Raw genomic sequence first — 26,571 nt, 5'->3', positions numbered from 1 at the left:
CCGTCTTGCTCAGCGGACGAACTCCCGCTGAAGCCGCAGGAAGGTCTCGGTCGGGCGATCATAGCTGACGAGCCTGACGTCGAGATCGAAGCTGGACGCCAGCAACAGCGCGCGGCGTAGCGCGTGCTCGATCCAGGCGTCCTCATTGCCGAATGCACCGCCGCCGACGCTGGTGAGCAGGACGATGTTCGAGCCGCTGACGGCGTTGAGCACGGCTGCCCAGATCGTTGCCTCGTAGGTGGCCTCCAGGATGAGGCGAGCGAACGTTTCCCAATATCGGGGCGCGGGCGAGCAGTAGGCCACGGGGAGCGCGGAGCAGAAGGCCTGCGACACCGTCGGTCTCGGCTCTTCCGCGTCGGTCAATTCGACATCGAAATGCAGGCCGATCCGAAGCTGTCCGCGCAATGCGTCGATTTCATCGCCATCGCTGGCGTCGAGGATGGACGTGATGGTGTCGAGTCCGGTGCGCGTGCACAGCGCATAGCCGTTCGTCATCGCCCACAATTCGCCGCCGCGGGGCAGGCGAGGTGTCAGCGACGCCCTGACATCCGCGAGCGCGTCGAGCTGACGGTCGCGGGTCTGGCCCGATTGGTCGCCGACCGGGGCAAAGTAGTTCCGGTAGATCGTCGCGGCGCCGGCGGCGATCGCGCAGGCTGGCCCCTGCGTCGGATCGTGCTGGTAGATCGTCACGCCGTCTTCCGGCGTCGCGTGGGGGCCCATCATCTCCAGCAGGTTGAACTGCGAGGCGACCTGGAACAGCGCCCCGGCGAATTCCGGCACCAGATGGAGCGTCCGGACATCGCCGCTGACCAGATTCACGCGAAGCCGCCCGGTTCTGCACGCCGTGCCTTGGACCCTGGTCCGGAGCTCCGACAATTTCGGCAGCTCCAGCCGTCCAGCCTGGTAGCTCTTTCCATTGACCAGAGATGTCAGCCGTCCGTCTTTGCAGGCCAGCCTGGCGCGCGTCGAGGCGTAGTCCAGCTCCTTGAAGCCCGTCAGTCGTTCGAACCAGTCCACGACATCAGCCTTTCGTCTTTGCGAGCCGACCGTATACGGCGAGACCGCCTCGGCGTCTGACGTTCGCACGAGACGCAGTGTAGGCCATCGCTGCTCACCCCGGCAATCAGCGACGCCGTCTTCGTCCTAGAGGATTCGCAGCGGCCGCCAGTAGACGAGGCCCGGCGCGAACAAGATGATGGCGAGCGCGACGGCGCCCCCGGCGATGCAGGTCATGATGATGGCCCGTGACGACAGGCCGCGAGCCGGCGGCAGGAACGTGAGGGCTCGAACAAGGGCTCCGGCAATGAAGCCCGCCCTTGCGAACGGCAGCATCGGGATGTCGAGTAGATCTTTCAGCGTACAGGCGCGGCTGCAGCCGCCTTGCTCAGGCGTCCACCATTCACGCAGGCCGCCGATCATCGTCGCCAGCGCGAGCAGCAGCGTTGCCGCCAGCAGCGCGCGCCACGATGGCATCAACACCGCGATCGCATAGGAGACGAGGCACACCGCGATCATCTGCGTCAGGATGTCGAGCATCGTCCGTCCGCGGCTCAGCTCTGATCCAGAAACGGCGCCACCACCTCGCGGGTCTCGGCGCTGCTGACGACGGGCACGATCTCGAACGTCATGCCGGTGTCGCGGGCGTTGGCGAGGATCCATTGCTGCAGCAGGCGGGCGTCGTCGCATTCCATCAGCTGGAAGCAGCGGTCGAAATTCGGTTCGATCCAGCTGCCGAGATATTTCAGGCCGTCGGGAAACGTGATGCCGGGGTCGCGCACGCGGCGGTAGACCGGGATCGGATCGCGGTCCTTGAAACGTTCGATCACCATGAACAGCATGCGCGCCTCCCTTGTCTCGGCTCGCGCGCATTCTGGGCTGGATTCGATCTGCGTGCCAGGACCGGCGCGTGGCACGGCCGGGTGATGCCCGAGAGAACGATCGCCCGGGGGCGCCTGATCCAGACAGCCGGCCGCGGCGCCATGGTTCGCTACGCGCCGCAAGGGGCGCTCCTGGCCCGTGGTGATGCTGCCGATGAGGCATGCACGGCACAGGCGCTCGGCTTTCGGCTCATGAGCCGGCTGCGCTGCTCGCGCGGTTTACGGTTCCATGTTAGTCCGCCAGGGATGGGCACGGGGGGCGTGACCCTCGAACTACAATCAAGAGTTGCAGTAGGGGCGTTACGATGACGAATTGCAGAGGTGGTGCCGGCGCGCTGCTGGCTTGGGGACGTCTGGCGGTCGTTGGACTGCTGCTCATGACGCTGCCGGGATGCGTCACGGTCGAGAATTCGCTGTCGCAGACCGATGTCGCCGCCATGCGGCTGACCGCGGTCACCGTCAGCTTCGCGCCCGATTCCGTTATCGTCTGGGACGATGGCGAGCGCGCTTATCGGCGGGCGAAGCTGCAGACCGACGACCAGTTCGCTGGGGATACGAAGAGCGAGGAATGCAAGGAGTTCATGCGCGCCCAGCTCGGCCCCCAAATCAAGTCGGGCGTCGAAAAGGCGATGGCTGGACAGCTCAACGGCGGGCGGCCGGTGCGGCTGGAGATTGTCGTGAAGCAGTTCGCAATCCCGTCGGTCGCTCAGCGCGTGATCGTTGGCGGCCATCCGAACATGCAGGCGGATGCTAATCTGGTCGATGCACAGACCGGGCGGGTGCTCTTGTCAAACCCCAAGCTCAACACCTTCGTGCCAGTCGGCAACGGCATCCTCGGGACGGCGATCCAAGCGGCGGTCGATCAGGCGTCGGACCAGACCCCGGAGGGCAAGCTGATCACAAGCTACGGGCAAACCTACCGCAACTGGTTGATGCGCACCTGAACGCTGCAAGGGCCGCTGTTGGGCAGTTCGCCGCGTCGCGGCTCACCGTCCTCCGGCCATCATCCGGCTGAGGCAGTTGTTGAACGACATCGTGTCGCCGCCGGCGCCGTTGCGGCCGTATTCCCACTTGCCGGTGGCGGCATCGCAGCGGCCGCCGATCTGGATGGCGCAGCGCTGGCTGATGCTGGTGCAGCGGCCGCCGCCGCTGGCGCGCTTGGTCTCCGGCTCGGAGCGCATCGCCACCGCCGGCTCCTTCTTGCGCGCCGGCTCCTCGCGCCGCGTCGGCTCCTCCGGCTTCCTGGCGACCGGCTCGTCCTTGCGCCGGACGCAGTCGCCCTCGTCGTCGCGGATCTGGCCGGCGGGACAGCTGACGGTGACGCAGCTCTCGCCTTCGGCGCGCTGCCCCTTGCCGCAGACCAGCGGGCAGACGCGGCTCGTCCTGGCCTTCACGGCGTCGAGGGCATCGACGCTGGCAACCTTGATGTCGAACGTGGTGCCCGCCTGCTGGTTGAAGCGCTCCAGCGCTCGCCGCGCATTGCCGTCCCAGCTGCCGGCATTGTCGGCGGTGCCGCAGCCGACCCGGCGCAGCTCGCCGGCGAGCAGGCGCGGCAGATCCGGCGGAGGTGCGGCTGCCGCGGGCTTCTCGGCGGGCGACGGCAACGCTGCCACCACCGTCGGGTCCGACGGCTTGTCCGCACGCTGCGCCGGCTCGGGTGGGCTGCGCGTGACCTCGGTTGCCGAAGGCTCGGGGGCGCGTGCGACATCGACCGGCTTGTCGCGCGCCGGCTCTGCGCCCTTCGCGGCCGTCCCTGCGGACGAGAGCTTGGCACGCTGCGCCTTGGCGAGCGCTGCATAGAAACCACCGGGATATTTCTCGAGGAAGGCGTCGAAAGCGGCCTGGCTGCCAATGCGCTCGGCCAGCTCGTAGTCACGTCGCATCGCCGCGTCCGGGTCCATCGCGGCGGTGGCCGCCGGTGCCGCCGGCACCAACGCGACGTCGTTGCCGCCGAGCGAGCCGTAGACATAGGGCTCCTGGCGATAGCCCGTCGCCTTCAGCACGTCGTCGCGGACGAAGCCGAAGGCGCGGCGCAGATCGAGGCCGGGCTTCGGCAGATGCGTCACCAGCGCCGTCGCGAACGGGCTGTTGCTGGCATCGCCATCGGCGGCGGTCGAGCCGGCCTTGGCCGAGAACGCGATCATCGTGTTCGGACTCTGCGGCTCGACCTTGGCGAGGCCGCGGCCGATGCTGCGCGAGGCGACGCTGCGCTTCATCGTCTTGGCGAACGGATTGTCGCGGCAGGCGTCGAGCACGACGAGGCGCAACTGCCTGGCCGGTTCGATCGCGAACAGCACCCGCTCCAGAGCGATCGCTTCGTCGAGCACGTCGCTGTCGGCCTCCAGCGAGGCGTCGGTCGGGATCAGATAGTTGACGCCATCGAGCTCGATGCCATGGCCGGCATAGTAGATCACCGCGACCTCGGCCTCGCGCGCCCGCGCACCGAACTCGCGCAGTGTCCTGCGCATCTCCTGGACGCCGAGATCCAATTTGACGTCGACGCGCTCGAAGCCGGCGCTGCGGAACATGTCGCCGACGAGCTTCGCATCATTGGCCGGGTTCGATAGCCGGGCGACGGTCTTGTAGGTGGAGTTGCCGATGATCAGCGCGACGCGCTTGTCGGCCCACGCGGCGGTGCTGCCGGCGCTGATGAGAACGAGGACAATGCATAGGTAACGAAATGCCGCCATGACAACCCCAGAGTCGCTGGAGCTTCAGACTATCCGGCGATCACGGCGAAGCAAGGTCGGCGCGATGAGCGGGCGGGATGACGGGAACCCGAAGGCATGGTTTGATCATCGCGGATGGCGCCGATCGCTGGCGCGGTCCTTGCTTTGCTGAGCCAACTCGCATCACCTCAGAAGAGAAACGAATGACAAGCACACGTCTCGTCGCGTACGCCGCCCTGGTCGCAACCATGCTGGCGTCGCCGGCGTTCGCCGAGGAGCTGACCGGCACCCTGCAGAAGATCAAGGAAACCGGCGCCGTCACCATCGGCTATCGCGAAACCTCGCTGCCGTTCTCCTACATCGACGACAACCAGAAGCCGCTCGGCTTCGCGCTCGACATCTGCAACAAGATCGTCGACGAGATCAAGGCGACGCTTAAGCTCGATAAGCTCGAGGTCAAGCTGACGCCGGTGTCGTCGGCGACGCGCATCCCGCTGATGACCAACGGCACCATCGACCTCGAATGCGCCTCGACGACCAACAACATCGAGCGTCAGCGGTTGGTGTCGTTCTCCCACTCCTACTTCCTCACCGCCAGCCGCTTTGTCGCCAAGGCCGCGAGCGGGCTCAAGACCATCGATGATCTCAAGGGCAAGACGGTGGCCTCGACCTCGGGCACGACCAACATCAAGCAGCTCTACGAGGCCAACACGGCCCGGCAGCTCGGCCTCAACGTCGTCGCCGCCAAGGACAATGCCGAGGGCTTCCTGATGGTCGAGAACGGCCGCGCCGACGCTTATGTGATGGATGACATCCTGCTGGCGGGTCTCGTCGCAAGCGCGAAGACGCCGTCGGACTTCGCGATCTCGCCGGACCAGTTCTCGTTGCCCGAGCCCTACGGCATCATGCTGCGCAAGGACGATCCCGCCTTCAAGGCCGTGGTCGACCGCGCCACCGCCAAGCTCTACACCAGCCCGGAGATATCAACGCTCTACGCGAAGTGGTTCATGACCCCGGTGCCGCCGAAGGGCGTGAACTTCAACTTCCCGATGGCGCCCGTGCTGCAGAAGGCGTTCGCGCAGCCGAACGACAGCGGGGATCCGAAGGCGTATTGAGGGCGAGAATGTCGCTTGTGGATTTCGCCTGACGCTTGGTCCTCAGCATCGGATGCAGTGCGGCGCGACTTCCACCCCCAACCCTGAGGAGCCCGCCGAAGGCGGGCGTCTCGAAGGGCGAGGCCCGAGCGGGGGCCTCATGGTTCTCAAGGCGATGCGAATGCATCGCCTGAACGCGCCGCCACTCCGATTGTCCGCGGTGGCCGCACCGGTGGCGCGGCGCTCCTCACCATGAGGATCGGGCACTCGCAACCAACAATCCTGGCAGTTAGTTACTCCGTCATGGCCGGGCTTGTCCCGGGCATCCACGCCGCTCTCAGCGCGCTGAACGACGTGGATGGCCGGGACAAGCCCGGCCATGACGATGTTGAGACAGGCGGGTGCAACACTCCGATTGTCAAATGCGATCGCCCCGCCGAAAGCGGGGCGAGGAGCACCGAGCGAGCGGCACGACTTTCGCGCCTTTCGCTCGCCTGAACTACTTCAGAATCCGCACCGCGCCCTTGGCGGCGCTGCTGGCGAACGCCGCGTAGGCCTTCAGCGCGGTCGAGACCTTGCGGGCGCGGGTCTTCGGCTTCCAGGCGTGGTCGCCCTTCGCCTCCATCGCCGCGCGGCGCTGGGCGAGTTCGGCGTCGGACACCGCGAGATGAATGGTGCGGTTGGGGATGTCGATCTCGATGCGGTCGCCTTCCTGCACCAGGCCGATCAGGCCACCCTCGGCGGCCTCCGGCGAGACGTGGCCGATGGAGAGGCCCGAGGTGCCGCCGGAGAAGCGGCCGTCGGTGATCAGCGCGCAGGCTTTGCCCAGGCCCTTCGACTTCAGATAGCTGGTCGGATACAGCATCTCCTGCATGCCGGGGCCGCCGCGCGGGCCTTCATAGATGATGACGACGATGTCGCCGGCCTTGATCTTGTTGGTGAGGATCGCTTCGACCGCGGCGTCCTGGCTCTCCATCACGCGCGCGGGACCTGCGAATTTCAGGATCGAGGCGTCGACGCCGGCGGTCTTCACGATGCAGCCGTCGACGGCGATGTTGCCGGTCAGCACCGCGAGGCCACCGTCCTTGGAGTAGGCGTGGTCGATGTCGCGGATGCAACCTTTTTCGCGGTCGAGGTCGAGCTCCTGGTAGCGGCGGTCCTGGCTGAACGCCACCTGCGTCGGCACGCCGCCGGGCGCGGCCATGTAGAAGTTCTTGACGCTCTCGCTCGCCGTGCGGCGGATGTCCCAGCGCTCCAGCGCAGCACCCAGCGAGGCCGAATGCACGCTCGGCAATTCGGTGTGGACGAGACCGGCGCGGGCCAGTTCGCCGAGGATGGCGAACACGCCGCCGGCGCGATGCACGTCTTCCATGTGCACGTCGGCCACGGCCGGCGCGACCTTGCACAGGCAGGGCACCTTGCGCGACAGACGATCGATGTCGGTCATGGTGAAGGGGATCTCGCCCTCATGCGCGGCGGCGAGCAGATGCAGCACGGTGTTGGTCGAGCCGCCCATCGCGATGTCCAGGCTCATCGCGTTCTCGAACGCCTTGAAGTTGGCGATGTTGCGCGGAAGCACCGAGGCATCGTTCTGCTCGTAGTAGCGGCGGGCGATGTCGACCACGAGGTGACCGGCTTCCACGAACAGGCCGCGGCGGTCGGCATGCGTCGCCAGCACCGAGCCGTTGCCGGGCAGCGACAGGCCGAGCGCCTCGGTCAGGCAGTTCATCGAGTTGGCCGTGAACATGCCCGAGCACGAGCCGCAGGTCGGGCAGGCCGAGCGTTCCATCACCTCGACATCGGCGTCCGAGACCTTATCGTCGGCGGCCACGATCATCGCGTCGATCAGGTCGACCTTGCGCAGCTTGCCCTCGAGATTGACCTTGCCGGCCTCCATCGGGCCGCCCGAGACGAATACCGCGGGGATGTTGAGGCGCATCGCGGCCATCAGCATGCCCGGGGTGATCTTGTCGCAGTTGGAGATGCAGACCATCGCGTCGGCGCAATGCGCGTTGACCATGTATTCGACGCTGTCGGCGATCAGTTCGCGCGACGGCAGGCTGTAGAGCATGCCGTCATGGCCCATCGCGATGCCGTCGTCGACGGCGATCGTGTTCATTTCCTTGGCGACGCCGCCGGCCTTCTCGATCTCGCGCGCGACCAGCTGGCCGAGGTCCTTGAGATGCACATGGCCGGGTACGAACTGGGTGAAGGAGTTGACCACGGCGATGATCGGCTTGCCGAAATCCTCGTTGGTCATGCCGGTGGCGCGCCACAGGCCGCGGGCGCCGGCCATGTTGCGGCCATGGGTGGAGGTGCGGGAGCGATAGGCGGGCATGACGGGTTCCTCGGGCGTTCCTCAGAGAACGGCAATGTTGGTCCGGGCGGGCAGGCGCCCCCGAACGGGCGGCAATGACGCGGCGAGGCATACAGCGAAGTGGTTGAGGTTTCGACCCTAAATTTCGCCGCACGGGGATGCCGGGCGGGCAGGGCCGGCGCTTGCCTCCGGACGCTGTCCACAGCTCCGCTCACGCGGTTGTGGCTACGTGTGGAACGCCGACGCGCCGTAGATTAGAACGGAGCCGTTCTTTTCGGACGCAGCTCTCCCGCACGATGCCGTGCCTCGTCAGCCCTGACTGATTGAACCCATGCTGTCTCGTTTCGTTCGCCCGCTGCCGCCGTTCGTCGCGCTTCTGCTCGCCCTCGTTCCCGGCGTCGCCTCCGCCCATGCCGTCATCGTCTCGTCGCAGCCCGCCGCGGGCGCCACCATCGACCAGCAGGCCACCGCGATCCGGCTGCGCTTCAACAGCCGCATCGATCATGCCCGTTCGCGCCTCAAGCTGCGCGCGCCTGACGGCGCCGAGCAGGCGTTGAGCCCGGCTGGGGATGCGCCGTCGGATGAGCTCGATGCACAGGCCCAGGCGCTCGGTCCCGGAACGTGGCACCTGCAATGGCAGGTGCTCAGCGTCGACGGCCACATCACCCGCGGCGACATCCCGTTCAACGTGCGTTGAGCGGACATGGCGCTGTTCCTCGACATTTTCGGCTACCTCTCGGTGGTGCTGCGCGGGCTCACCCTGCTTGCGCAGTCCTTCACCATCGGCGGCTTGGCGTTTCAGCTGCTGCTGCTGCGTCCGCTGCAGGGCGAGCTGTCCGCCGACGCCATCGTGGTCGGGAAGCGTAGCCAGCTGGTCCTGCGCCGCAGCGCGATCGCCTGGGTCGCGGCCATCATCGCCGCGCTCGCCGTCAACATGGCCGCGCTGACCGGCACGCTCGACCTGCCGCTGCGTGAGGCCGCCGGCGCGGACTTCGCGCGCGCGGGCCTCTTGGTCGCCGCTTGCGCGCTCGGCATCGCGCTGCTGGCCCGCACCGGCGCGTGGACGACCTGGCGCGTCGCGGCACTGGTCGCACTCGCCGGCCTGGCGCTGACGATCCAGCTCAATCTCACGCATGCCGCGAGCCGGCTCGAGCTGCGCTGGCCGCTGCTGGCAGCCGACTTCCTGCATATGCTCGGCGCCGGCGTGTGGATCGGCGGCCTGCCGTATTTCCTGATCGCGCTGAACGGCTGCAAGACCGCTGACGACCAGCGCAAGATCGGCCGGCGCTATTCGCTGATGTCGATGGCCTCGGTCGCGGCGATCGTCGCGGGCGGCACGGTGATGGCGGTCGTCTATCTCGGCTCGTTCGAGGCCGTCTATGGCACCGCCTATGGCGTGATGACCTCGGCCAAGGTGGCGATGCTCGTGATGCTGCTCGCGCTCGGCGCCGGCAACTATTTTGCCGTGGAGCGGCTGCGCCGTCGCGATCCGGCCGCGCCGCTGTCGCGGATGAAGCGCTTCGTCGAGGTCGAGCTCGGCATCGGGCTCACGGTGCTGCTCACCGCGGGATCGCTGACCTCGCTGCCGCCCGGCATCGATCTCCGCCAGGACCGGCTGAGCTGGCACGAGATCGTGGAACGCGCCGCGCCGCAATGGCCGCGGCTGACCAGCCCCTCCGTCGACCAGCTCACGGTCTCGCAGCTGCAGGCGAAGATCGACGCCGCCGATGCGCAGCGCGTGACCGCGCCGCCGGCCTATGTGCCGGGCGAGGGCGTGATCCTGCCGCGTAGCGCCGCTGATATCGCCTGGTCGGAATACAACCACCATTGGGCCGGCATCTTCGTCGTGCTGATCGGCGTGCTCGCGCTGATCGAGCGCTTCTCCTGGGGCGGCTTCGCGCGGCACTGGCCGCTGCTGTTCCTGGTGATGGCGGCGTTCCTGTTCCTGCGCGCCGACGAGATGGCCTGGCCGCTCGGCCCGATCGGCTTCTGGGCCTCGTGGCGCGATCCCGAAGTGGCGCAGCACCGGATGTTCGTGGTGCTGATCATCCTGTTCGGCCTGTTCGAGTGGCGGGTGCGTCTGCGCGGGCAACAAGCAGGGCGCGCGGCGCTGGTGTTCCCGCTGACGGTCGCCGCCGGCGGCGCGCTGCTGATGACGCATTCGCACGCGATCGCCAACATCAAGGACCAGCTTCTGATCGAGATGAGCCACACGCCGCTGGCGTTGTGCGGCATCACCGCCGGCTGGGCGCGCTGGCTCGAGCTGCGCATGGACGGCCGCATCAGCCGCGCGGCGGCCTGGGTCTGGCCGGTGGCCTTCGTCCTGGTCGGGATGATCCTGCTGGATTATCGCGAGGCGTGAGGTGCGCGCGCCGAGGTCGCGAGGCGTGCCGATCAGGTGCAATTCTTGCGTGTGCTCGCGATGTATCAATATCGAGATAATTCGTCGACGGGCTTTAGAGAGTTCTTATAAGTTTCACCCTTAGGTAGCGAACGCGTTGGTGTCAGGAGAGACCACAATGACGTTCGGCAAACGCCAGTCCGGTGTTGGCGCCTCGGCGCAGACGTTCGGTGCCGGGATGGCCACTGTAAGACCGGATACTGCAAGGACCGATACTGCAAGAACCGACGTCGCGACCGAGGACCCTCCAGTCAAGGGCGGTCCGATCCGCTGGGCCATTGCCACACTGGTCTGTGTCGCGATGCTCTATGGATTTCTCACGAGCTACGGCCCGGATCTCCGGCGCGATCGGCACCTGGCCGGCACGTGGCAACCAGCTTACGATTTGCGGGCGACGGAGGGAAGGTGCAAGCGAACGAACTTCGTGATCACCAACTGCACCGCCACGATCGTCTCCGTTGCCCAGCCTGATCGAGAGCCGATCAAGGTCGACTTCTTCATGCTGTTCGCGGGCGGCGGCGGGGAGGCGATCGTGCCGGTGCGCTCGACGGCGGATCGCGCGGCGGTCTCGATCCACTACGCGGTGGAAACGAAGCTCTGGAACCGGACGCTGACGTTCGTCTTCGGGACGGTCCTCCTGGCCCTGATGACAGCAGCTGCGGCGCTCACTTTCTGGAAGACGGTCAATTCCTGACAACGCGGTGCAGGTTCACTCCTGCTTGGATTGTGTAGGCCACCGTGCCCCTGTTGAAATTGCTCGGCATCATCTGCGGCGTCCTGCTGTTCTGGGGCTACTTTCAATTGCCGTCCGGCTCGGGCGACGTCGCGTCCCGGCAGATCCTGTCGGTCAAGGAAGAGCCTGACCGCATCGTGCTCGGCTGGAGCGGGCCGGTGGAGCCGCCGATGAGCGAGCGCGTCGGCGCGGCGCTGGATCGCTACCGGGCCGACCCGCGCCGGCTGGTGCTGCTGCTGAATTCGCCGGGCGGCTCGATCCAGCATGGCCGCGACGTCGTCGCCGTGATCCGCGGACGCGATCGAACGGTCGACACGCTCGTCGAAAGAGCAGGGGTCTGCGCCTCGATGTGTGTGCCGATCTTCCTCGCCGGCGCCAGGCGCATGGCTGACCCCGAAGCCAATTTCATGTTTCACGAGGCCAGCCTGAACAGCAATGCGCGTGATGAGCTGAAGCGCCGGGAGGTAGGCGCCGCCGAGGAAGCGGTGTTGTCGACGCTCGTCAAGACCAAGGTCACCGACGAGATGTTCCGTCACGACATGGGCCTTCGCGGCGTCAGTGTGGTCTGGCTTGCCGGCTTGCGGAAGAAGATCGCGGGGCGGGATGTATGGATGAGCGCTCAGCAACTCGTCGATGAGGGCTCCGGCATCGTCGATGGTCTCGTGCGCGCATCGGGTCGATAGCCGCCGCATCCGGTCGCGTGCTTGGTCGGGCTGATGCTGCTGGGATGATCGCGCGGCGTGAGGGCACTCACGTCACGCAGTTCACCCAGAGCACGACGGCCTTGGCGTCGCCGGATGGATTGGAGAAGCGGTGCGGGCGGCGGCTGGCGAAGCGGAAGCTGTCGCCTTGCTTGAGCGACCAGGTCTCGGCATCCACCGTCAGCATCATCTCGCCTTCGAGCACGAGACCGGCTTCCTCGCCGTCATGCGTGTACAGCTCGTCGCCGGTCGAGCCGCCGGGCTCGAGATGCACCAGGAACAGATTGAGCTTGTTGTCGCCACCGGCGGAGCTGAGCAGCTGCTTGGAAATGCCGGTGCGCCAGAGCTTCAGCTCTGGACGCTGCGGCGCGCGCGTCACCACCGAGTCCGAGGCGGCGTCGCCGCCCGGGCTGGAGCCGAACAGCGCCGCGATGCCGACGCCGAGCACGTCGGCAAGCGTCGCCACCACGCGCAGCGACGGTGAGGAGAGGCCGCGTTCGATCTGGCTGAGAAAGCCGATCGACAGCGACGTCCTGGCCGAGACGGTTTCGAGTGACAATCGCCTGATGCGCCTGAGATCACGGATGCGACCGCCGACCGCGACATCCACCGGCGGCTCGGCCGCCTTGGCGACCGACCGGGACGGCGCCTTGCCTTTTCCTCCAGGCCTGGAAGCGCCCGGTTTGCGCAATGTCTTGCCGCCGCTCACGTCAGACCGCTTCCTTCATGTGCATGAAAACCGCTTGCATCATCCGCCAAAGTATGTCCAAATTTTCATATTGGTGAAAATAGGCTGAAACGGCGCGGCCTGCAACGGCTGCCATCGCGACTGACGGGACGCGCCGCGAGAGCTCGAATCCAACAGGGGGATGCGATGTCGTTGAAGCGTTTTGTCCAGGCCGCGGTGGCGGCGCTCGCGCTGGCCACCGTCGCGCCGGCCTCGGCGCAGCAGGTGCTCAAGGTCGGCTCGACCCCGACCGGCATTCCCTTCACCTTCCTCGATACCAAGACCAACCAGATCCAGGGCGTGATGGTCGATCTCATCACCGAGGTCGGCAAGGACGCCGGCTTCAACGTCCAGATCGAGCCGATGCAGTTCTCGACGCTGATCCCGTCGTTGACGTCGAGCAAGATCGACATCATCGCGGCGGCGATGTTCATCACCCCGCCGCGCAAGGAGGTGGTCGATTTCTCCGATCCGATCTACACCTATGGCGAAGGCCTGATCGTACCCAAGACCGACACCAAGGCCTATGCCTCGCAGGAGGATCTCAAGGGCGAGGTGGTCGGCGCCCAGGTCGGCACCGCCTTCGTCGATGCGCTGAAGAAGTCCGGCCTGTTCTCGGACGTGAAGGCCTACGACACCATTCCCGACATCCTGCGCGACGTGAACACGGGTCGCCTCAAGGCCGGCTTCGCCGACTATCCGATCCTGGCCTACAATCTCAAGCAGGGCAGCTTCCCGGAGGCACGGCTCGTCAGCAGCTACAAGCCCGTCACCGTCGGCTCGGTCGGCATCGGCGTGCGCAAGGGCGAGGCCGAACTGCTCGGCAAGATCAACGCTTCGCTGGCCAAGCTGAAGGCGAACGGCACCGTCGACAAGATCCTCGACAAATGGGGCCTGAAGGGCTGACCCGACAATGAATCGGTTCTGGCACGACGCCGTCGAGTTCTTTCCGATCCTGCTCAACGGCGTGGTGCTGACGATCGTCGTCACCTTGGGATCACTGCTGCTGTCGACCGTGCTCGGGCTGGTCTGGGCGATGATGCGGGTCTCCGGCATCCGCGCCCTGTCGAGCACGAGCGCCGGCCTGATCAACGTGATCCGCGGCATTCCGATCATCGTGCTGCTGTTCTATCTCTACTTCGTGATGCCCGATCTCGGCGTCACCTTGTCGGCGCTGCAGGCCGCCATTCTCGGGCTCGGCATCGCTTATTCGGCCTATCAGGCGGAGAACTTCCGCGCCGGGATCGAGGCGATCGACAAGGGCCAGATCGAGGCGGCGCAGTCGATCGGCATGGGCTGGTGGATGACGATGCGCCGCGTGGTGCTGCCGCAGGCGGTGCGCATCGTGCTGCCGCCCTACGGCAACGTCATGATCATGATGCTGAAGGATTCCTCGCAGGCCTCGACCATCACAGTCGCCGAGCTGGCGCTGCAGGGCAAGCTGATCGCGTCCTCGACCTTCAAGAACTCCAGCGTCTTCACGCTCGTGGCGCTGATGTATCTCACCATGAGCGTGCCGCTGATCCTGCTGGTCCGTCACTTCGAGAAGCGGGCGGCCAAGCGATGATCGAGCTGTCGGACGTCCACAAGAGTTTTGGCAAGGTCGAGGTGCTCAAGGGCATCACGGCGTCGGTCGAGAAGGGCGAGGTGGTCTGCATCATCGGTCCCTCCGGCTCCGGCAAGTCGACGATCCTGCGCTGTATCAACGGGCTGGAGAGCTACGATCGTGGCACGATCAGCGTCGAGGGCCTGCGCGTCGACCGCGATGCGCCGTCGATCGTGGCGATCCGCACCCAGGTCTCGATGGTGTTCCAACGCTTCAACCTGTTTCCGCATCGCACCGCGCTCGACAATGTCGTCGAAGGTCCGCTCTACGTGAAGAGGGAGCCGCGCGCCGCGGCGCTGGAGCGTGGCCGCACGCTGCTCGCCCAGGTCGGGCTTTCCGACAAGGCCGACGTGCATCCACCGCAGCTCTCCGGCGGCCAGCAGCAGCGCGTCGCCATCGCACGCGCACTCGCGATGCAGCCCAAGGCAATCCTGTTCGACGAGCCGACCTCGGCGCTCGATCCCGAGCTGGTCGGCGACGTGCTCGGCGTGATGCGCAAGCTTGCCGATGACGGCATGACGATGGTCGTCGTCACCCACGAGATCGGCTTTGCCCGCGAGGTCGCCGACCGCGTGCTGTTCATCGATGGCGGCGTCATCGTCGAGCAGGGACCCGCAAAGGCCATTCTCAATCAACCGCAGCACCCGCGCACGCAGGATTTCCTGCGCCGCGTGCTGCATCCGCTGTGATGCAAGCGAGACTGCCATGACTCCGTCCGATCGTCTTCCGCTGCCGCCGTCGGTCTACGCCGTGACGGCCGTCGCGCCGGCGGCCACCCCGCCGCTCGACACCGACCGCAGCGTCTCGGTTGCGATCATCGGCGGCGGCTTCACCGGCCTGTCGACGGCGCTGCATCTGGCCGAGCAGGGCACCGACTGCGTGGTGCTCGAGGCGCAGGAGCCGGGCTGGGGCGCCTCCGGCAACAATGGCGGCCACACCAATCCCGGCCTGAAGCACGACCCCGATCAGATCGAGGCCGATTTCGGCGCCGAACTCGGCCGCCGCATGATCGACTTCGCCTACGGCACCACGAACTTCACCCACGACCTGATCCGCCGCTACCAGATCCCCTGCGAGGCCCGGCAGCAGGGCACGCTGCGCGCCGCCTATCATCCCGCGAGCGCCGCAGGTATCGCGCGCACCGCCGAGCAGTGCATCCGCCGCGGCATGCCGGTTGAGCTGTACGACCGCGACAAGCTGCGCGAGGTCACCGGCAGCGACCGCTATGTCTGCGCCATGTTCGACGCGCGCGGCGGCGACCTGCACCCGCTGAACTACGCGCGCGGGCTGGCGCGCGCCGCGATCTCGGCCGGCGCCGCCGTTCATGGCGAGACCCCGGCGCTGTCGCTGCGCCGCGACGGCACCCGCTGGCGCATCGAAACGCCACGCGCCGTCGTCCACGCCGACAAGGTGCTGATCGCCACCAACGGCTTTACCGACGATCTCTGGCCGGCGCTGCGCCAGACCGTGATCCCGGTGTTCTCCTCGATCGCGGCCACCGCGCCGCTGCCGGACGAGGTCGCGCGCGCCATCATGCCGACGCGTTCGGTGCTCTATGAGAGCGGCCACATCACCGTCTACTATCGCATCGACCAGAACAACCGGCTGCTGATGGGCGGCCGCGGCCCGATGCGCTGGATCAATTCGCCCAGCGATGTCGCTTATCTGATGCGCTATGCCGAACGGCTGTGGCCGCAGCTCAAGGGCGTGGCCTGGACCCATGGCTGGAACAGCCGGCTGGCCATCACCAAGGACCATTACCCGCATGTCCACGAGCCGGCCGAGAGCGTCCTCATCTCGCTCGGCTGCAACGGTCGCGGTGTGGCGCTGTCCACCGCAATGGGCGCGCAATTGGCGCGTCGTCTGATCGGCGGAGCCAAGGCCGACATCGACATGCCCGTCACCGGCATCACGCCGATCCCGCTGCATGCCCTCTGGCCCGTCGCCGTGACCAGCGCCGTGATCGCCGGCCGGGTGCGCGACCGGCTGGGGCTCTGACGGCTTCGCCAGCCGCAACGATGCCGCGGGGCTGGCTGCAGCAGGCTTAGGCCGGCTGCGCGTCAGGCCACAGGATCTCGATGTGCTCGTTGTTGAAGTCAGGATCGTCGTCGCCGCCTCTGCGCCAGCAGGTCATGCCGTCCGGCAGCGTGTTCATCCGGATGTCCTGGCCATCCGGCACCAACCCGCCCAACGCGAGCAGATCGATGAAGCGGTTGATGAGGTCGAAGACGGCGTCCCGGTGCTCGGCGCGGACCCGGTGGATGCTGAGGTCCGGACGGCCGAACTTGCGCATGCCCCTGGTATGGATCCACTCGGTGCCGTCGGCGTCCTGTGAGATCAAGGTGACGACGTGGTGCCGTGGCGCGCAATGGCCGACGTTGAAAACGCGAGCGCGCCATTCCGCAGGCGTCCACCATTTCAGGATCAGCGGGTCGTAGATCGCGACCCCGCCGGCATCGAGGCAGAAGGTCAGCAGACCGACCATGTCGCGAAGATAGCCCAATGTCGGGGGATCGCTCACCTCGCCTCTGATGACGAGGCAGAAGTCCTGCGCAGCGACGACCGCCGCCAGATCAGGGTCCTCCGCCGTGAGCCTGGTCCAGGCATGGCCGCTCCGGAAGCGCGTGACCACCGTAGGATTGGCTTCCGGCCCGAAGGCCAGCAGGTCGAAGCCCTCAGGGACGCCGCGCGAACGATAGATGCTTCGGGACAGCGGCCGATCGATGTCCACCCAGCCATAGACGATGTACATCAGGCAGGGATTCCTGCCTCCCGCGGCGAAGTAGGGGCGGGGCCAGTCGATGAGGGGGAGGGGAGCGTTCATCCGCCTCCCTCCGACGATTGCCGAGACCCGACCTCACGGGTTGGCGATATCCAGATTCGAATGGCGGGCGCGACGGCCTGGCCGCCCCGTGTCGGGGCGCCCGGCAACAACAGCGACGGAATCGGGATCGGACGCACGGCTGGCTCTCCGACGGCGGCACAACGAAGACGGGCCACGCCAATGGCGCAGCCCGCTGATCGTTGGCGATAGCGAAGGCGGAAATGAGATCAATTTCGATTCTCAGACGACTGCCCGCGTCTTTAGGCTTTGCGGCATGATCTGGGCGTCGGACGCAACCGGCGGGGATCGGCTCAGGGGTGGCCGACCTGGCTGTCGGGCCAAACGATCTCGATGTGCTCGTTGTTGAAATCGGGATCATCGCTGCTGCCCTTGCGCCAGCAGGTCATGAGCGAATTGCGGCCGTAGCCGGTCAGGCAAGGGCGAGCTCTCCATGCTCTCCATACCCGGGTCAAAGCGGATCCGATGATCCAGATCACTCCTTCTTTAGGAACACATAATCCGCCGCGTAGGCCACGCTGCGAAACTGCCCCGCGGTCTCGCATGCACCATCGAGCTTGCCGCCTGCGGTGTTGATCCGCTGGACTGTGGTGACGTCGGATAGCACGCCCTGGCCGCCGCGGTGGGAGACGACGGCAAGCTTCAGCCAGGGGATGTCGTTGTCGGTGGCGCCGATCGCCGTGCCCTGCACGCGGCCGCCGACGATCGAGCCGTCCTGGTGCTCCCAGTTCGGCCCGGCGTAGTGGCGGCCGACGGTCTTGCCGTCCGTGAACAGGGTGGCGATCGGCTCGCGGAACGCCCAGGCGAGCTTGCCGTCCGCGGCCGCCTTGCACTCGTAGACCTGCGCACCTTCGGCATGCAGCGTCAGCACCGGCTTCTCACCGGCCGCCACCAGGGCATCGGGGATCGTGGTCTCGGCGGCATCGGCTTGGATGGTCAGGGCGCCCAGCAGCAACAGCGACAAACTCGAGATCACGCGCATGGTCAGGTCCTCGGTCACAGCGGAAAACAAAACGGGCCACGCTGGTGGCGTGGCCCGTTGATAGGTGACGAATGCGAAAGGCGGAAGTGGGGAAACTTACGCCGCCATCGCCTTGGTCAGGTTCTCGGCGATCTTGTCGAGGAAGCCGGTGGTCGACAGCCAGCGCTGGTCGGCGCCGACCAGGAGCGCGAGGTCCTTGGTCATATAGCCGGCCTCGACGGTGTCGACGCAGACCTTCTCCAGGGCGGCGGCGAACTTGGCCAGCTCGGCATTGTTGTCGAGCTTGGCGCGGTGCGACAGGCCGCGGGTCCAGGCGAAGATCGAGGCGATCGAGTTGGTCGAGGTCTCCTTGCCCTTCTGGTGCTCGCGGAAGTGGCGGGTCACCGTGCCGTGGGCGGCCTCGGCCTCCATGGTCTGGCCGTCCGGGGTCATCAAGACCGAGGTCATCAGGCCGAGCGAGCCGTAGCCCTGGGCCACGGTGTCGGACTGCACGTCGCCGTCATAGTTCTTACAGGCCCAGACGTAGCCGCCCGACCACTTCAGCGCCGCGGCGACCATGTCGTCGATCAGGCGGTGCTCGTAGGTGATCTTCTTGGCCTCGAACTTGTCCTTGAACTCCTTCTCGTACACCTCCTGGAAGATGTCTTTGAAGCGGCCGTCATAGACCTTGAGGATGGTGTTCTTGGTCGAGAGATAGACCGAATAGTTCTTGGAGAGGCCCATGTTGAGCGAGGCGCGGGCGAAGTCGTAGATCGACTCGTCGAGGTTGTACATCTCCATGGCGATGCCCGGGCCGGGCGCCTTGAAGACTTCCTTCTCGATCACGGTGCCGTCGTCGCCGACGAACTTCATCGTCAGGACGCCCTTGCCGGGGAATTTGAAGTCGGTGGCGCGGTACTGGTCGCCATAGGCGTGGCGGCCGATGATGATCGGCTTGGTCCAGCCGGGGACGAGGCGCGGCACGTTCTTGCAGATGATCGGCTCGCGGAACACGACGCCGCCGAGGATGTTGCGGATGGTGCCGTTCGGCGACTTCCACATCTCCTTGAGGCCGAACTCCTTCACCCGGGCTTCGTCGGGGGTGATGGTGGCGCACTTCACGCCGACGCCGACCTTCTTGATGGCGTTGGCCGCATCGATCGTGATCTGGTCGTTGGTCTTGTCGCGGCTCTCCATCCCCAGGTCGAAATATTGCAGATCGATGTCAAGGAACGGGTTGATCAGCTTGTCCTTGATGTACTGCCAGATGATCCGGGTCATCTCGTCGCCGTCGAGCTCGACGACCGGGTTGGTCACCTTGATTTTTGCCATGATCGATGGGGCCTTCTTGGGAACAGCGCGCCAGGAATGGAAAGCGCTTGTGAAATCAAGCGCGTCATAGCACTGCTGCACCGCGTGCGGAAGCGCACCCGGTAGGCTCACGGTGCTGATTTTCGCAGCCCGCTCATGCGGTGGGCATTGCCCCGCCGCCGGTCGGCTGCAGTTTCGCGCAAACTGCAAAATTCGAGCTTAAGCCGATTATTTTGCTTGAGAATTCTCGCCAGCCGGGCCAACGGAGCGGGCGAGGGGTGCACGGGCGCGCCTTCAGGTGACATGGAAGGTGAGGGCCGATCGTGTCGGGCACCGACAAGACCAAGGCAGGCGTGGACATCGCGGGACCGGTGGTGATCCTGGTCGAGCCGCAGCTCGGCGAGAACATCGGCATGGCCGCGCGCGCGATGGGCAATTTTGCGTTGTCCGAGCTTCGTCTCGTCAACCCCCGCGACGGCTGGCCGAACATCGCAGCCACCCGGGCGGCGGCCGGGGCCGACCACATCATCGATCACGTCCGGCTGTTCGACACGCTGCCGGAGGCGATCGCCGACCTCGATCTGGTGTTCGCAACGACGGCGCGCTCCCACGACCAGGCCAAGCCGGTGATGGCGCCGGAGGCGGCGGCGAAGGAGATGCAGGGCCAGATCGCGTCAGGTGGCAGGGCCGGCATCCTGTTCGGCCGCGAACGGGCGGGGCTGACCAACGAGGAGGTGGCGCGCGCCAACCGCATCATCACCTATCCGGTCAATCCGGGCTTCGCCTCGCTGAACCTCGCCCAGGCGGTGCTGCTGATGGGCTATGAATGGTTCAAGCTGGTGACCTCGGGCGCGCTGCCGTTCACGATGCCCGAGCGCTCCGAGCGTGCCACCCAGGAGCAGCTGGAGGCGTTCTTCGAGAACCTCGTCCGCGAGCTCGACCGGGTCGAATTCCTGCGCCCGGCCGAGAAGCGCGAGACCATGCTGGTCAATCTGCGCAACATCTTCTTCCGGATGGAGCCGACGAAGCAGGACATGCACACCCTGCACGGCGTGGTCATGGCGATCGCCGAGGGGCGCAAGGGCCCGGCCAAGGGCGGCGTGCTCGACAGCGCCCAGGCGAGCCGGCTGCGGGCCCTGATCGCCGAGCAAGGCACGGTCGCCAATCTGCCGGATTCGCGCGGCTCGCTGCGCGGCCTGGCGCGGCTGCTCCGCCGCAACCCGACCGATGCCGAGCGCGCGCTGTGGCACGCGCTATCGCGCGACCGCCGCTTCGCCGGCCAGTTCAAGCGCCAGACCCCGGTCGGCCGCCACATCCCCGACTTCGTCTCCTTCATCCACCGCCTCGCCATCGAGCTGGTCGGCGACGACGAGAGCGAGGGCGTGGTCGCCGACCGCGCCCAACGGCGGGCCTGGCTGGAAAGCCGCGACTATCGCGTCACCGAGGTGAGGACGGCGGATGTCGAGGCGAACCTGGAGGCCGAGCTGGTCAGGCTGCAGGCGCTGATCGCCGGCGGGAAGTAGACGCCGCGTGGGGTGTTGTCCGTATTAATACGGCATTTCTGTCATTTGCTGCCGATCCGTAAACTCCTACCGATCCGACGGCCGCGGGATACAGCTGATCGAGACAAATTTCTAAAATTCGAACGGATCGCGCAGCTTTGCCGCAACGGCTGATGCGAATGATGGGTTCCGATCGCGACGCCGATCGCGAAAGCCACATCGTTCACGGAGAGCCTCGACCAATGCCGATCAAGCCGCAGGGCGCACGTAACACGCAGACCGACGATGCCAGCAACCAGACCGGCTTCGGCGGCAGTGACAGCTGGCTTACGCCCGGATCAAATCCGACCTTGTTGCTGAATGAGGTCGCGGCGGCCATGGCAGTGCAGGCGCAGGCGGCGTCCTCCGCACCGGCCCAGCCCGATGCCACTGCCGTCTATGGCAATTTCTGCAGCGTCGGCGCCACGGTCAGCGCGACCGTGACGGTCTCGACCAGCCTTACCAGCACCGTGACGACGTCGGCCGCGGTCGGCGCGACCACGACGGTCAAGACCACCGTGCCGTCCTGGGTGAACACGCTCAGCAACGCCGCGATCAAGGCCGACATGACCTCCGCGATCGTCAACGGCACCGTCACCTATGCCGGCCTGCTCAAGGTCTTCACCGACATCGACGCCTCGCTGGCTGCGACCAAGACCAAGCTGAGCGCCAGCCAGTTCGCCGATCTCAAGACCATCGCCGCCAACCTCAACAACGGCGTCTCGACCTCGAGCTATCTCACCTACGTCACCCAGGCGTTCGTCAACGGCAACGCCGCGAACGCGACCTGGACCGGCGGCGCCGCGAGTTCTGTGGCGCTCGGCAATCTCGCGAGCGGCTCGACCGAGCTGCAGTTCGCCGAGTTGATCGGCAAATGGTTCCTCGGCACCGACCTGCCGTCGTCGAAGGTCATCCTCGGCAGCACCCAGTTCTCGGTGTCCTACGCGAACTCGACCAAGGCGCTGTTCTCGGCCGCCGGCCCCAGCATGAGCGACATCAACCAGGGCTATCTGGGCGACTGCTATCTGCTCGCCGGCCTTTCCGAGGTCGCCTACAAGGAGCAGTCGGTCATCTCCTCGATGTTCACGGCCAACGGCAACAACACCTATGGCGTGCGCTTCTACGTCAACGGCACGGCGCGCTACGTCACCGTCAACACCTCGCTCGCCAACGGCGGCACCATCTTCAACAATGGCGGCAACGCGATCTGGGCGAGCCTCGCCGAGAAGGCCTATGCCGAGCTGCAGGCCAGCGGCGTCTACACCGGCAACTCGATCAACTACGGCAACTCCTACACCACGATCGGTAACGGCGGCGCGCCGGAGATCGCGCTGGAGGCGATCACCGGCGCCACCCAGATCACCGACTATCGCGCGATGGGCGGCTCCTGGGGCAAGGTGGTCTATAACTCGTCGTTCGGCGTGACCGGCTACACGACCGGCAATTCGACATCCAGCGTGCTGGCGACGATCGCGGCCAGTCTCGCGGCCGGCGACGACGTCATCCTGTCGTCCTACACCAATGCCAAGGATGCGACCGGCAAGACCACGCTGGTGGCGAGCCACGCGATGTCGATCTACGGCTACAACAGCACCAACGGCATGCTGCAGATCCGCAACCCCTGGGGCTCGGCGGCCGGCCAGTACTGGCAGACCACCTTCGAGGTCAGCCTCGCGACCTTGCTCGCGGCCGGCGATACGATCACCATCGACAATGTCGGCGATGCCAAGAAGCTGGCGACGATGACGACCACCACGTCGTCGGGCCTGAAGCTGACGTCCGACGTCAACGATCTCTCCGGTCCGGCGTCCGGCTTCGTCCAGGCGATCGCCTCGCTGACCGACGGCGGCGCGTCGAGCGTCGCGTTTACGCAGAGCCTGGCCTCGCAGCAGCAGACGCTGGCGATGCCGATGGCGGCCTGATCCAAACACTTGTGATTGGGAATGGACCGCCCAGGCAAGCCTGGGCGGTCTTTTCGCATTTGCCGCCGGCGCGCCGAAGGCGTGGCGAACGGTCGTGCGTCATCTGTTAAGCATCTGACTTAACGCGGCACCAACGCGGGGCGAGGAATGTGTCGGCGGGGATAGCGAGCCACGAGGCGGGACCAATCGATGCAGGCGTGTACGGATCAGGGCGCATGGGCGCTGGGGTTGTCCTTGCATCTGCTCGGCATCGTCGCCGACCCCGGCCGCATCCAGCACGAGGCCGGGCGCAGCGATGCGCTGTCGGTCGATGATCTCCTGCGCGCCGCGGCGCGCTTTCCCGTCAAGGCGAAGCTCGTCACGTCCAAGCTGACGCGGCTCAAGGCCACGCCGACGCCGACGCTCGCCCTGCTCGAGGACGGTGGCTTCGTCGTCATCGGCAAGGTGACCGAGACCGGTGTTCTGATCCAGGGCATGGCGGATGGCGGGCCGCGGCTGCTGTCCTATGCCGATTTCCAGGCCATCTGGTCCGGCAAGCTGATCCTGATCGCCAAGCGCGCGGAACTGTCGGACACCGCGCGGCGCTTCAACTTCAGCTGGTTCGTCGCCGCGATCGGCAAGTATCGGCGCATCCTGATCGAGGTGCTGCTGGCGTCGTTCGTGATCCAGCTGTTCGGTCTCGCCACGCCGATGATCTTCCAGGTCGTGATCGACAAGGTGCTGGTGCATCGCGGCCTGTCGACGCTCGAAGTGATGGTCGCGGGCCTCGTGCTGATCGCGCTGTTCGAGGCGGTGCTGTCGGGCCTGCGGACCTATCTGTTCACGCACACCTCGAACCGCATCGACGTCGAGCTCGGCGCGCGGCTGTTCCGGCACCTGATGCGCCTGCCGCTGGCCTATTTCGAGAGCCGCCGTGTCGGCGACAGCGTCGCGCGGGTGCGCGAGCTGGAAACCATCCGGCAGTTCATCACCTCGTCCTCCATCACCCTGGTGCTCGACCTCGCCTTCGCCGCGGTCTTCATCGGCGTGATGTTCCTGTACAGCTCGACGCTCGCCTGGATCGTCTGCGCGACGCTGCCGGTCTATGCGGTGCTGTCGCTCGCGACGACGCCGGCGTTCCGGACCAGGCTCGATGAGAAATTCCGCCGCGGTGCCGAGAACCAGGCCTTCCTGGTCGAGAGCGTCACCGGCGTCGAGACCATCAAGGCGATGGCGGTCGAGCCGCTGATGCAGCGGCGCTGGGAGGAGCAGCTCGCGAGCTATGTCGGCGCCTCGTTCTCGGCTTCGCAGATCGGCAACTGGGCGAGCCAGTCGGCGAGCCTGCTCAACAAGGGCGTCGGCGCGCTGACCCTGTTCGTCGGCGCCGGGCTCGTGATCGCCAACAGGATGACCGTCGGCGAGCTCGTCGCCTTCAACATGCTGGCGAACCAGGTCTCCGGCCCGGTGCTGCGCCTCGTCCAGGTGTGGCAGGATTTCCATCAGGTGCGGCTCTCGGTCGAGCGGCTCGGCGACATCCTCAACACGCCGGTCGAGGCGCATAGCGGCGGCGCCGAGCAGAACCAGCCGCCGCTCGAAGGCGCCATCGAGTTCGAGCGCGTCACCTTCCGCTATGGCCTCAACACCCAGCCGGTGCTGCGCGAAGTCTCGCTAAAGATCGGGGCAGGGCAGGTGGTCGGCATCGTCGGGCCCTCAGGCTCCGGCAAGAGCACGATCGCCAAGCTGGCGCAGCGGCTGTACCAGCCTGAAGCCGGTCGCGTGCTGGTCGACGGCGTCGACACCGCGGTGCTCGATCCGTCCTGGCTGCGGCGGCAGATCGGCGTGGTGCTGCAGGAGAACGTGCTGTTCAACCGCTCGGTGCGCGAGAACATCGCGCTCGCTGATCCGGCGCTGCCGATGGAGAAGATCGTCGACGCCGCCAAGCTCGCCGGCGCGCACGAATTCATCTGCCGCATGCCGCAGGGCTATGACACCAAGATCGGCGAGCGCGGCGTGTCGCTGTCCGGCGGCCAGCGCCAGCGCATCGCGATCGCGCGCGCACTGGTCGGCGATCCCCGCATTCTCATTTTCGACGAGGCGACCTCGGCGCTGGACTACGAGTCCGAGAGCATCATCCAGGCCAACATGCGCGACATCGTGCGCGGCCGCACCGTGCTGATCATCGCCCACCGGCTGTCGACCGTCCGCAATGCCGACCGCATCCTGACGATCGAGAACGGCGTCATCGTCGAGGACGGCACCCATGAGCAACTGGTAGCCGGCGGCGGCCGCTATGCGAACTTGCACCGAATCCAGTCCGCGGGCCGCTGAGGAGAAGGTCATGAGCAAATCTGCAAGCCTTCTGCGCGGCATGTCGTTCGGACCTGCGGCCTCCGAGCGCGAATTCCTACCCGCCGCATTAGAGATCACGGAGACGCCGCCCAATCCGCTCGGGCGTCTGACGGCGCTGGCGCTGTGCACGGCCACCTTTGCCGCGCTCGGCTGGGCGGTGCTCGGCAAGGTCGATATTGTCGCCGTCGCCAGCGGCAAGGTGATCTCGCACACCCGGACACAGGTCGTGCAGCCGTTCGAGACCGCCAGCGTCAAGGCCGTGCTGGTGCAGCCCGGCCAGCGCGTGCAGGCCGGCGATGCGCTGATCGAGCTCGACAAGACCGCGGTCACCGCGGAGGCTGATCGTGCCCGCAGCGATCTGATCGCGGCGCTGCTCGACGAGGTCCGGCTCGCGGCGTTTCTCGACGGCGTTGCGGCGGCGCCGTTCGAGCTCGTCGTCGGTGCCGCGCCGCTGGACCGGGCCCGCGCGCAGTCCCAGCTCGCCGCGCAAGCGGCGTCGCGTGCCAGCCAATTGGCGGCGCTGGCGCAGGAGCGCGCTCAGCACATCGCCGAGCGCGAGGCACTGCAGCAGACGGCGGCCAAATACGAGCAGACCTTGCCGATGGTGGCGCAGCGCGCCGACATCCGCACCAAGGCCAGCGAGATCGGCAATGCCTCGATCATCGCGCGATTGGAGAGCCAGCAATTGCTGGTCGAGACCCGCTCCGAACTGGAGATCAACAAGGCCAAGATCATCGCCCTCGATGCCACGATCGCCGGGCTGGACCAGAAGATCGCGGCGACCGAAGCCGACATGCGCGACAAGGCGATGCGCGACCTCGCCACCGCGCGCGAGCGGGCCCGTGCCGCCGGCGAGGCGCTCGCCAAGGCGACGCGCCGGTCCGAGCTGCAGACCCTGCGCGCGCCGATCGACGGCACCGTGCAGCAGATGCACATCGCCGCCGCCGGTGCGGTGGTGACGCCGGCGCAGCAGCTGCTGTCCGTCGTTCCCGACGACGACAGGATCGAGGTCGAGGCGGTGGTCGAAAACCGCGATGTCGGCTTCGTCGAGGTCGGTCAGCGCGTCGAGCTCAAGGTCGATGCCTTCCCGTTCACGCGCTATGGGCTGCTCGGCGGCAAGGTGACATCGGTGGACCGCGACGCCGAGGCAGCGCCGGTCAATCCCAACGGCGTGCAGGGCGCCGAGCGCCAGGCCGACCAGACCGACCGGGTCGAGGCCAGCGAGCGGCTGCGCTACATGGTCCACATCGCGCTCGACCGCGCCACGCTCGACATCGACGGCCGCGCGGCGGCGCTGGTGCCGGGCATGTCGGTGAAGGCCGAGATCCTCACCGGCAAGCGGCGCATCATCGACTTCGTGCTGGCGCCGCTGCGCGAGCACGTTCACGACGCCATGCGCGAGCGCTGAGGCCAAGGCCGTCCTGCATGCTTAACGCGCGGCCGCGCATTTGAACGAAAATGCCCGGTCAAATTCGCATGCTCCGGGTTACGGAACACTGGTGTCCCGGACTGTAGGCTGTCGCATTGCCTGATCATCATTG

23 protein-coding genes are annotated in these 26,571 nt (G+C 66.6%); 14 read left to right on the top strand and 9 right to left on the bottom strand.

From position 1 onward, the window contains the following. Nucleotides 1–9: 9 nt before the first annotated feature. From ACQR1I_RS12820 to ACQR1I_RS12810, 3 genes are all read right to left on the bottom strand, one after another. The gene (locus ACQR1I_RS12820; RefSeq protein ID WP_434864949.1) at nt 10–1,017 is read right to left on the bottom strand and encodes a hypothetical protein; all 1,008 of its coding nucleotides are present in this window, start codon (nt 1,015–1,017) and stop codon (nt 10–12) included. Between the two features lie 126 nt (nt 1,018–1,143). Further along, nucleotides 1,144–1,536 carry a hypothetical protein gene (locus ACQR1I_RS12815; RefSeq protein WP_434864948.1) on the bottom strand — a complete coding sequence of 131 codons (393 nt, stop codon included), beginning with the start codon at nt 1,534–1,536 and terminating at the stop codon, nt 1,144–1,146. A gap of 14 nt (nt 1,537–1,550) precedes the next feature. Beyond that, nucleotides 1,551–1,838, bottom strand: a complete 288-nt coding sequence (locus ACQR1I_RS12810) for a DUF3303 domain-containing protein (protein ID WP_434864947.1) — start codon at nt 1,836–1,838, stop codon at nt 1,551–1,553. Nucleotides 1,839–2,182: 344 nt separating this feature from the next. On the opposite strand from ACQR1I_RS12810, the gene ACQR1I_RS12805 reads away from it, so the two are divergent. Next, nucleotides 2,183–2,821, top strand: a complete 639-nt coding sequence (locus ACQR1I_RS12805) for a DUF6778 family protein (protein WP_434864946.1) — start codon at nt 2,183–2,185, stop codon at nt 2,819–2,821. Between the two features lie 42 nt (nt 2,822–2,863). Here the strand turns inward: ACQR1I_RS12805 and ACQR1I_RS12800 are convergent, their stop codons facing one another. Beyond that, nucleotides 2,864–4,567 (bottom strand): caspase family protein, encoded by a 1,704-nt coding sequence (locus ACQR1I_RS12800; protein ID WP_434864945.1) that lies wholly within the window; start codon nt 4,565–4,567, stop codon nt 2,864–2,866. 182 nt (nt 4,568–4,749) lie between these two features. Here ACQR1I_RS12800 and ACQR1I_RS12795 point away from each other — a divergent pair, with 182 nt between their 5' ends. Continuing rightward, a complete protein-coding gene (locus ACQR1I_RS12795) occupies nt 4,750–5,661 on the top strand; it encodes an amino acid ABC transporter substrate-binding protein (RefSeq protein ID WP_434864944.1) in 912 nt (303 codons plus the stop codon). Between the two features lie 478 nt (nt 5,662–6,139). Here ACQR1I_RS12795 and ilvD read toward each other — a convergent pair whose 3' ends face one another. Continuing rightward, nucleotides 6,140–7,978, bottom strand: a complete 1,839-nt coding sequence (gene ilvD / locus ACQR1I_RS12790) for a dihydroxy-acid dehydratase (RefSeq protein ID WP_434864943.1) — start codon at nt 7,976–7,978, stop codon at nt 6,140–6,142. 310 nt (nt 7,979–8,288) lie between these two features. Here ilvD and ACQR1I_RS12785 point away from each other — a divergent pair, with 310 nt between their 5' ends. The 4 genes from ACQR1I_RS12785 (at nt 8,289) to ACQR1I_RS12770 (ending at nt 11,774) form a co-directional block, all read left to right on the top strand. Then, nucleotides 8,289–8,654 carry a copper resistance CopC family protein gene (locus tag ACQR1I_RS12785; protein ID WP_434864942.1) on the top strand — a complete coding sequence of 122 codons (366 nt, stop codon included), beginning with the start codon at nt 8,289–8,291 and terminating at the stop codon, nt 8,652–8,654. 6 nt (nt 8,655–8,660) lie between these two features. Next, nucleotides 8,661–10,319, top strand: coding sequence for a copper resistance D family protein (locus ACQR1I_RS12780; protein ID WP_434864941.1), 1,659 nt, complete (start codon nt 8,661–8,663; stop codon nt 10,317–10,319). 157 nt (nt 10,320–10,476) lie between these two features. Next, on the top strand, nt 10,477–11,052 hold the full coding sequence (locus ACQR1I_RS12775) for a hypothetical protein (RefSeq protein ID WP_434864940.1): 576 nt from the start codon (nt 10,477–10,479) through the stop codon (nt 11,050–11,052). 44 nt (nt 11,053–11,096) lie between these two features. Further along, nucleotides 11,097–11,774 carry an ATP-dependent Clp protease proteolytic subunit gene (locus tag ACQR1I_RS12770; protein WP_434864939.1) on the top strand — a complete coding sequence of 226 codons (678 nt, stop codon included), beginning with the start codon at nt 11,097–11,099 and terminating at the stop codon, nt 11,772–11,774. Between the two features lie 67 nt (nt 11,775–11,841). On the opposite strand, the gene ACQR1I_RS12765 is transcribed toward ACQR1I_RS12770, so the two are convergent. Further along, the gene (locus tag ACQR1I_RS12765; RefSeq protein ID WP_434864938.1) at nt 11,842–12,501 is read right to left on the bottom strand and encodes a helix-turn-helix domain-containing protein; all 660 of its coding nucleotides are present in this window, start codon (nt 12,499–12,501) and stop codon (nt 11,842–11,844) included. A gap of 165 nt (nt 12,502–12,666) precedes the next feature. On the opposite strand from ACQR1I_RS12765, the gene ACQR1I_RS12760 reads away from it, so the two are divergent. The 4 genes from ACQR1I_RS12760 to ACQR1I_RS12745 are packed head-to-tail and all read left to right on the top strand — an operon-like array spanning nt 12,667 to nt 16,123. Then, entirely contained in the window at nt 12,667–13,425 is a 759-nt protein-coding gene (locus tag ACQR1I_RS12760) for an ABC transporter substrate-binding protein (protein ID WP_434864937.1), read from the top strand. A 7-nt stretch (nt 13,426–13,432) separates the two neighbouring features. Further along, nucleotides 13,433–14,086: an amino acid ABC transporter permease gene (locus tag ACQR1I_RS12755; RefSeq protein WP_434864936.1), complete on the top strand. Its 654-nt coding sequence runs from the start codon at nt 13,433–13,435 to the stop codon at nt 14,084–14,086. Continuing rightward, entirely contained in the window at nt 14,083–14,814 is a 732-nt protein-coding gene (locus ACQR1I_RS12750) for an amino acid ABC transporter ATP-binding protein (RefSeq protein WP_434864935.1), read from the top strand. The genes ACQR1I_RS12755 and ACQR1I_RS12750 overlap by 4 nt, the downstream gene beginning before the upstream one ends. A 16-nt stretch (nt 14,815–14,830) precedes the next feature. Beyond that, complete coding sequence (locus tag ACQR1I_RS12745; RefSeq protein WP_434864934.1) at nt 14,831–16,123, top strand: NAD(P)/FAD-dependent oxidoreductase; 1,293 nt, start codon at nt 14,831–14,833, stop codon at nt 16,121–16,123. A gap of 46 nt (nt 16,124–16,169) precedes the next feature. Here the strand turns inward: ACQR1I_RS12745 and ACQR1I_RS12740 are convergent, their stop codons facing one another. From ACQR1I_RS12740 to ACQR1I_RS12730, 3 genes are all read right to left on the bottom strand, one after another. Next, nucleotides 16,170–16,949 (bottom strand): hypothetical protein, encoded by a 780-nt coding sequence (locus ACQR1I_RS12740; protein ID WP_434864933.1) that lies wholly within the window; start codon nt 16,947–16,949, stop codon nt 16,170–16,172. A gap of 493 nt (nt 16,950–17,442) precedes the next feature. Then, a complete protein-coding gene (locus ACQR1I_RS12735) occupies nt 17,443–17,949 on the bottom strand; it encodes a DUF3455 domain-containing protein (RefSeq protein ID WP_434864932.1) in 507 nt (168 codons plus the stop codon). 96 nt (nt 17,950–18,045) lie between these two features. After that, entirely contained in the window at nt 18,046–19,260 is a 1,215-nt protein-coding gene (locus tag ACQR1I_RS12730; RefSeq protein ID WP_434864931.1) for an NADP-dependent isocitrate dehydrogenase, read from the bottom strand. A gap of 302 nt (nt 19,261–19,562) precedes the next feature. On the opposite strand from ACQR1I_RS12730, the gene ACQR1I_RS12725 reads away from it, so the two are divergent. The 4 genes from ACQR1I_RS12725 (at nt 19,563) to ACQR1I_RS12710 (ending at nt 26,438) form a co-directional block, all read left to right on the top strand. Continuing rightward, nucleotides 19,563–20,762, top strand: a complete 1,200-nt coding sequence (locus tag ACQR1I_RS12725; RefSeq protein ID WP_434864930.1) for a TrmJ/YjtD family RNA methyltransferase — start codon at nt 19,563–19,565, stop codon at nt 20,760–20,762. 221 nt (nt 20,763–20,983) lie between these two features. Continuing rightward, nucleotides 20,984–22,702 (top strand): C2 family cysteine protease, encoded by a 1,719-nt coding sequence (locus ACQR1I_RS12720; RefSeq protein ID WP_434864929.1) that lies wholly within the window; start codon nt 20,984–20,986, stop codon nt 22,700–22,702. A 189-nt stretch (nt 22,703–22,891) separates the two neighbouring features. After that, nucleotides 22,892–25,009, top strand: coding sequence for a type I secretion system permease/ATPase (locus ACQR1I_RS12715; RefSeq protein ID WP_434864928.1), 2,118 nt, complete (start codon nt 22,892–22,894; stop codon nt 25,007–25,009). A gap of 10 nt (nt 25,010–25,019) precedes the next feature. Beyond that, a complete protein-coding gene (locus ACQR1I_RS12710; RefSeq protein WP_434864927.1) occupies nt 25,020–26,438 on the top strand; it encodes an HlyD family type I secretion periplasmic adaptor subunit in 1,419 nt (472 codons plus the stop codon). Nucleotides 26,439–26,571 lie beyond the last annotated feature (133 nt).

Origin of the sequence: Bradyrhizobium sp. HKCCYLS2038 (assembly GCF_051167655.1) — a bacterium.
Lineage (GTDB): Bacteria > Pseudomonadota > Alphaproteobacteria > Rhizobiales > Xanthobacteraceae > Bradyrhizobium.
Note: the sequence above shows the minus strand (reverse complement) of the source record. Positions and strands in the feature narration are given on the sequence as shown.

What these genes read in the sequence shown, in the direction of transcription:
- ACQR1I_RS12795 (WP_434864944.1), top strand. Translation starts at nt 4,750, where the DNA reads ATGACAAGCACACGTCTCGTCGCGTACGCCGCCCTGGTCGCAACCATG.
- ACQR1I_RS12810 (WP_434864947.1), bottom strand. Translation starts at nt 1,838, where the DNA reads ATGCTGTTCATGGTGATCGAACGTTTCAAGGACCGCGATCCGATCCCG.
- ACQR1I_RS12745 (WP_434864934.1), top strand. Translation starts at nt 14,831, where the DNA reads ATGACTCCGTCCGATCGTCTTCCGCTGCCGCCGTCGGTCTACGCCGTG.
- ilvD (WP_434864943.1), bottom strand. Translation starts at nt 7,978, where the DNA reads ATGCCCGCCTATCGCTCCCGCACCTCCACCCATGGCCGCAACATGGCC.
- ACQR1I_RS12755 (WP_434864936.1), top strand. Translation starts at nt 13,433, where the DNA reads ATGAATCGGTTCTGGCACGACGCCGTCGAGTTCTTTCCGATCCTGCTC.
- ACQR1I_RS12800 (WP_434864945.1), bottom strand. Translation starts at nt 4,567, where the DNA reads ATGGCGGCATTTCGTTACCTATGCATTGTCCTCGTTCTCATCAGCGCC.
- ACQR1I_RS12710 (WP_434864927.1), top strand. Translation starts at nt 25,020, where the DNA reads ATGAGCAAATCTGCAAGCCTTCTGCGCGGCATGTCGTTCGGACCTGCG.
- ACQR1I_RS12730 (WP_434864931.1), bottom strand. Translation starts at nt 19,260, where the DNA reads ATGGCAAAAATCAAGGTGACCAACCCGGTCGTCGAGCTCGACGGCGAC.
- ACQR1I_RS12740 (WP_434864933.1), bottom strand. Translation starts at nt 16,949, where the DNA reads ATGAACGCTCCCCTCCCCCTCATCGACTGGCCCCGCCCCTACTTCGCC.
- ACQR1I_RS12785 (WP_434864942.1), top strand. Translation starts at nt 8,289, where the DNA reads ATGCTGTCTCGTTTCGTTCGCCCGCTGCCGCCGTTCGTCGCGCTTCTG.
- ACQR1I_RS12775 (WP_434864940.1), top strand. Translation starts at nt 10,477, where the DNA reads ATGACGTTCGGCAAACGCCAGTCCGGTGTTGGCGCCTCGGCGCAGACG.
- ACQR1I_RS12750 (WP_434864935.1), top strand. Translation starts at nt 14,083, where the DNA reads ATGATCGAGCTGTCGGACGTCCACAAGAGTTTTGGCAAGGTCGAGGTG.
- ACQR1I_RS12735 (WP_434864932.1), bottom strand. Translation starts at nt 17,949, where the DNA reads ATGCGCGTGATCTCGAGTTTGTCGCTGTTGCTGCTGGGCGCCCTGACC.
- ACQR1I_RS12720 (WP_434864929.1), top strand. Translation starts at nt 20,984, where the DNA reads ATGCCGATCAAGCCGCAGGGCGCACGTAACACGCAGACCGACGATGCC.
- ACQR1I_RS12715 (WP_434864928.1), top strand. Translation starts at nt 22,892, where the DNA reads ATGCAGGCGTGTACGGATCAGGGCGCATGGGCGCTGGGGTTGTCCTTG.
- ACQR1I_RS12780 (WP_434864941.1), top strand. Translation starts at nt 8,661, where the DNA reads ATGGCGCTGTTCCTCGACATTTTCGGCTACCTCTCGGTGGTGCTGCGC.
- ACQR1I_RS12805 (WP_434864946.1), top strand. Translation starts at nt 2,183, where the DNA reads ATGACGAATTGCAGAGGTGGTGCCGGCGCGCTGCTGGCTTGGGGACGT.
- ACQR1I_RS12815 (WP_434864948.1), bottom strand. Translation starts at nt 1,536, where the DNA reads ATGCTCGACATCCTGACGCAGATGATCGCGGTGTGCCTCGTCTCCTAT.
- ACQR1I_RS12760 (WP_434864937.1), top strand. Translation starts at nt 12,667, where the DNA reads ATGTCGTTGAAGCGTTTTGTCCAGGCCGCGGTGGCGGCGCTCGCGCTG.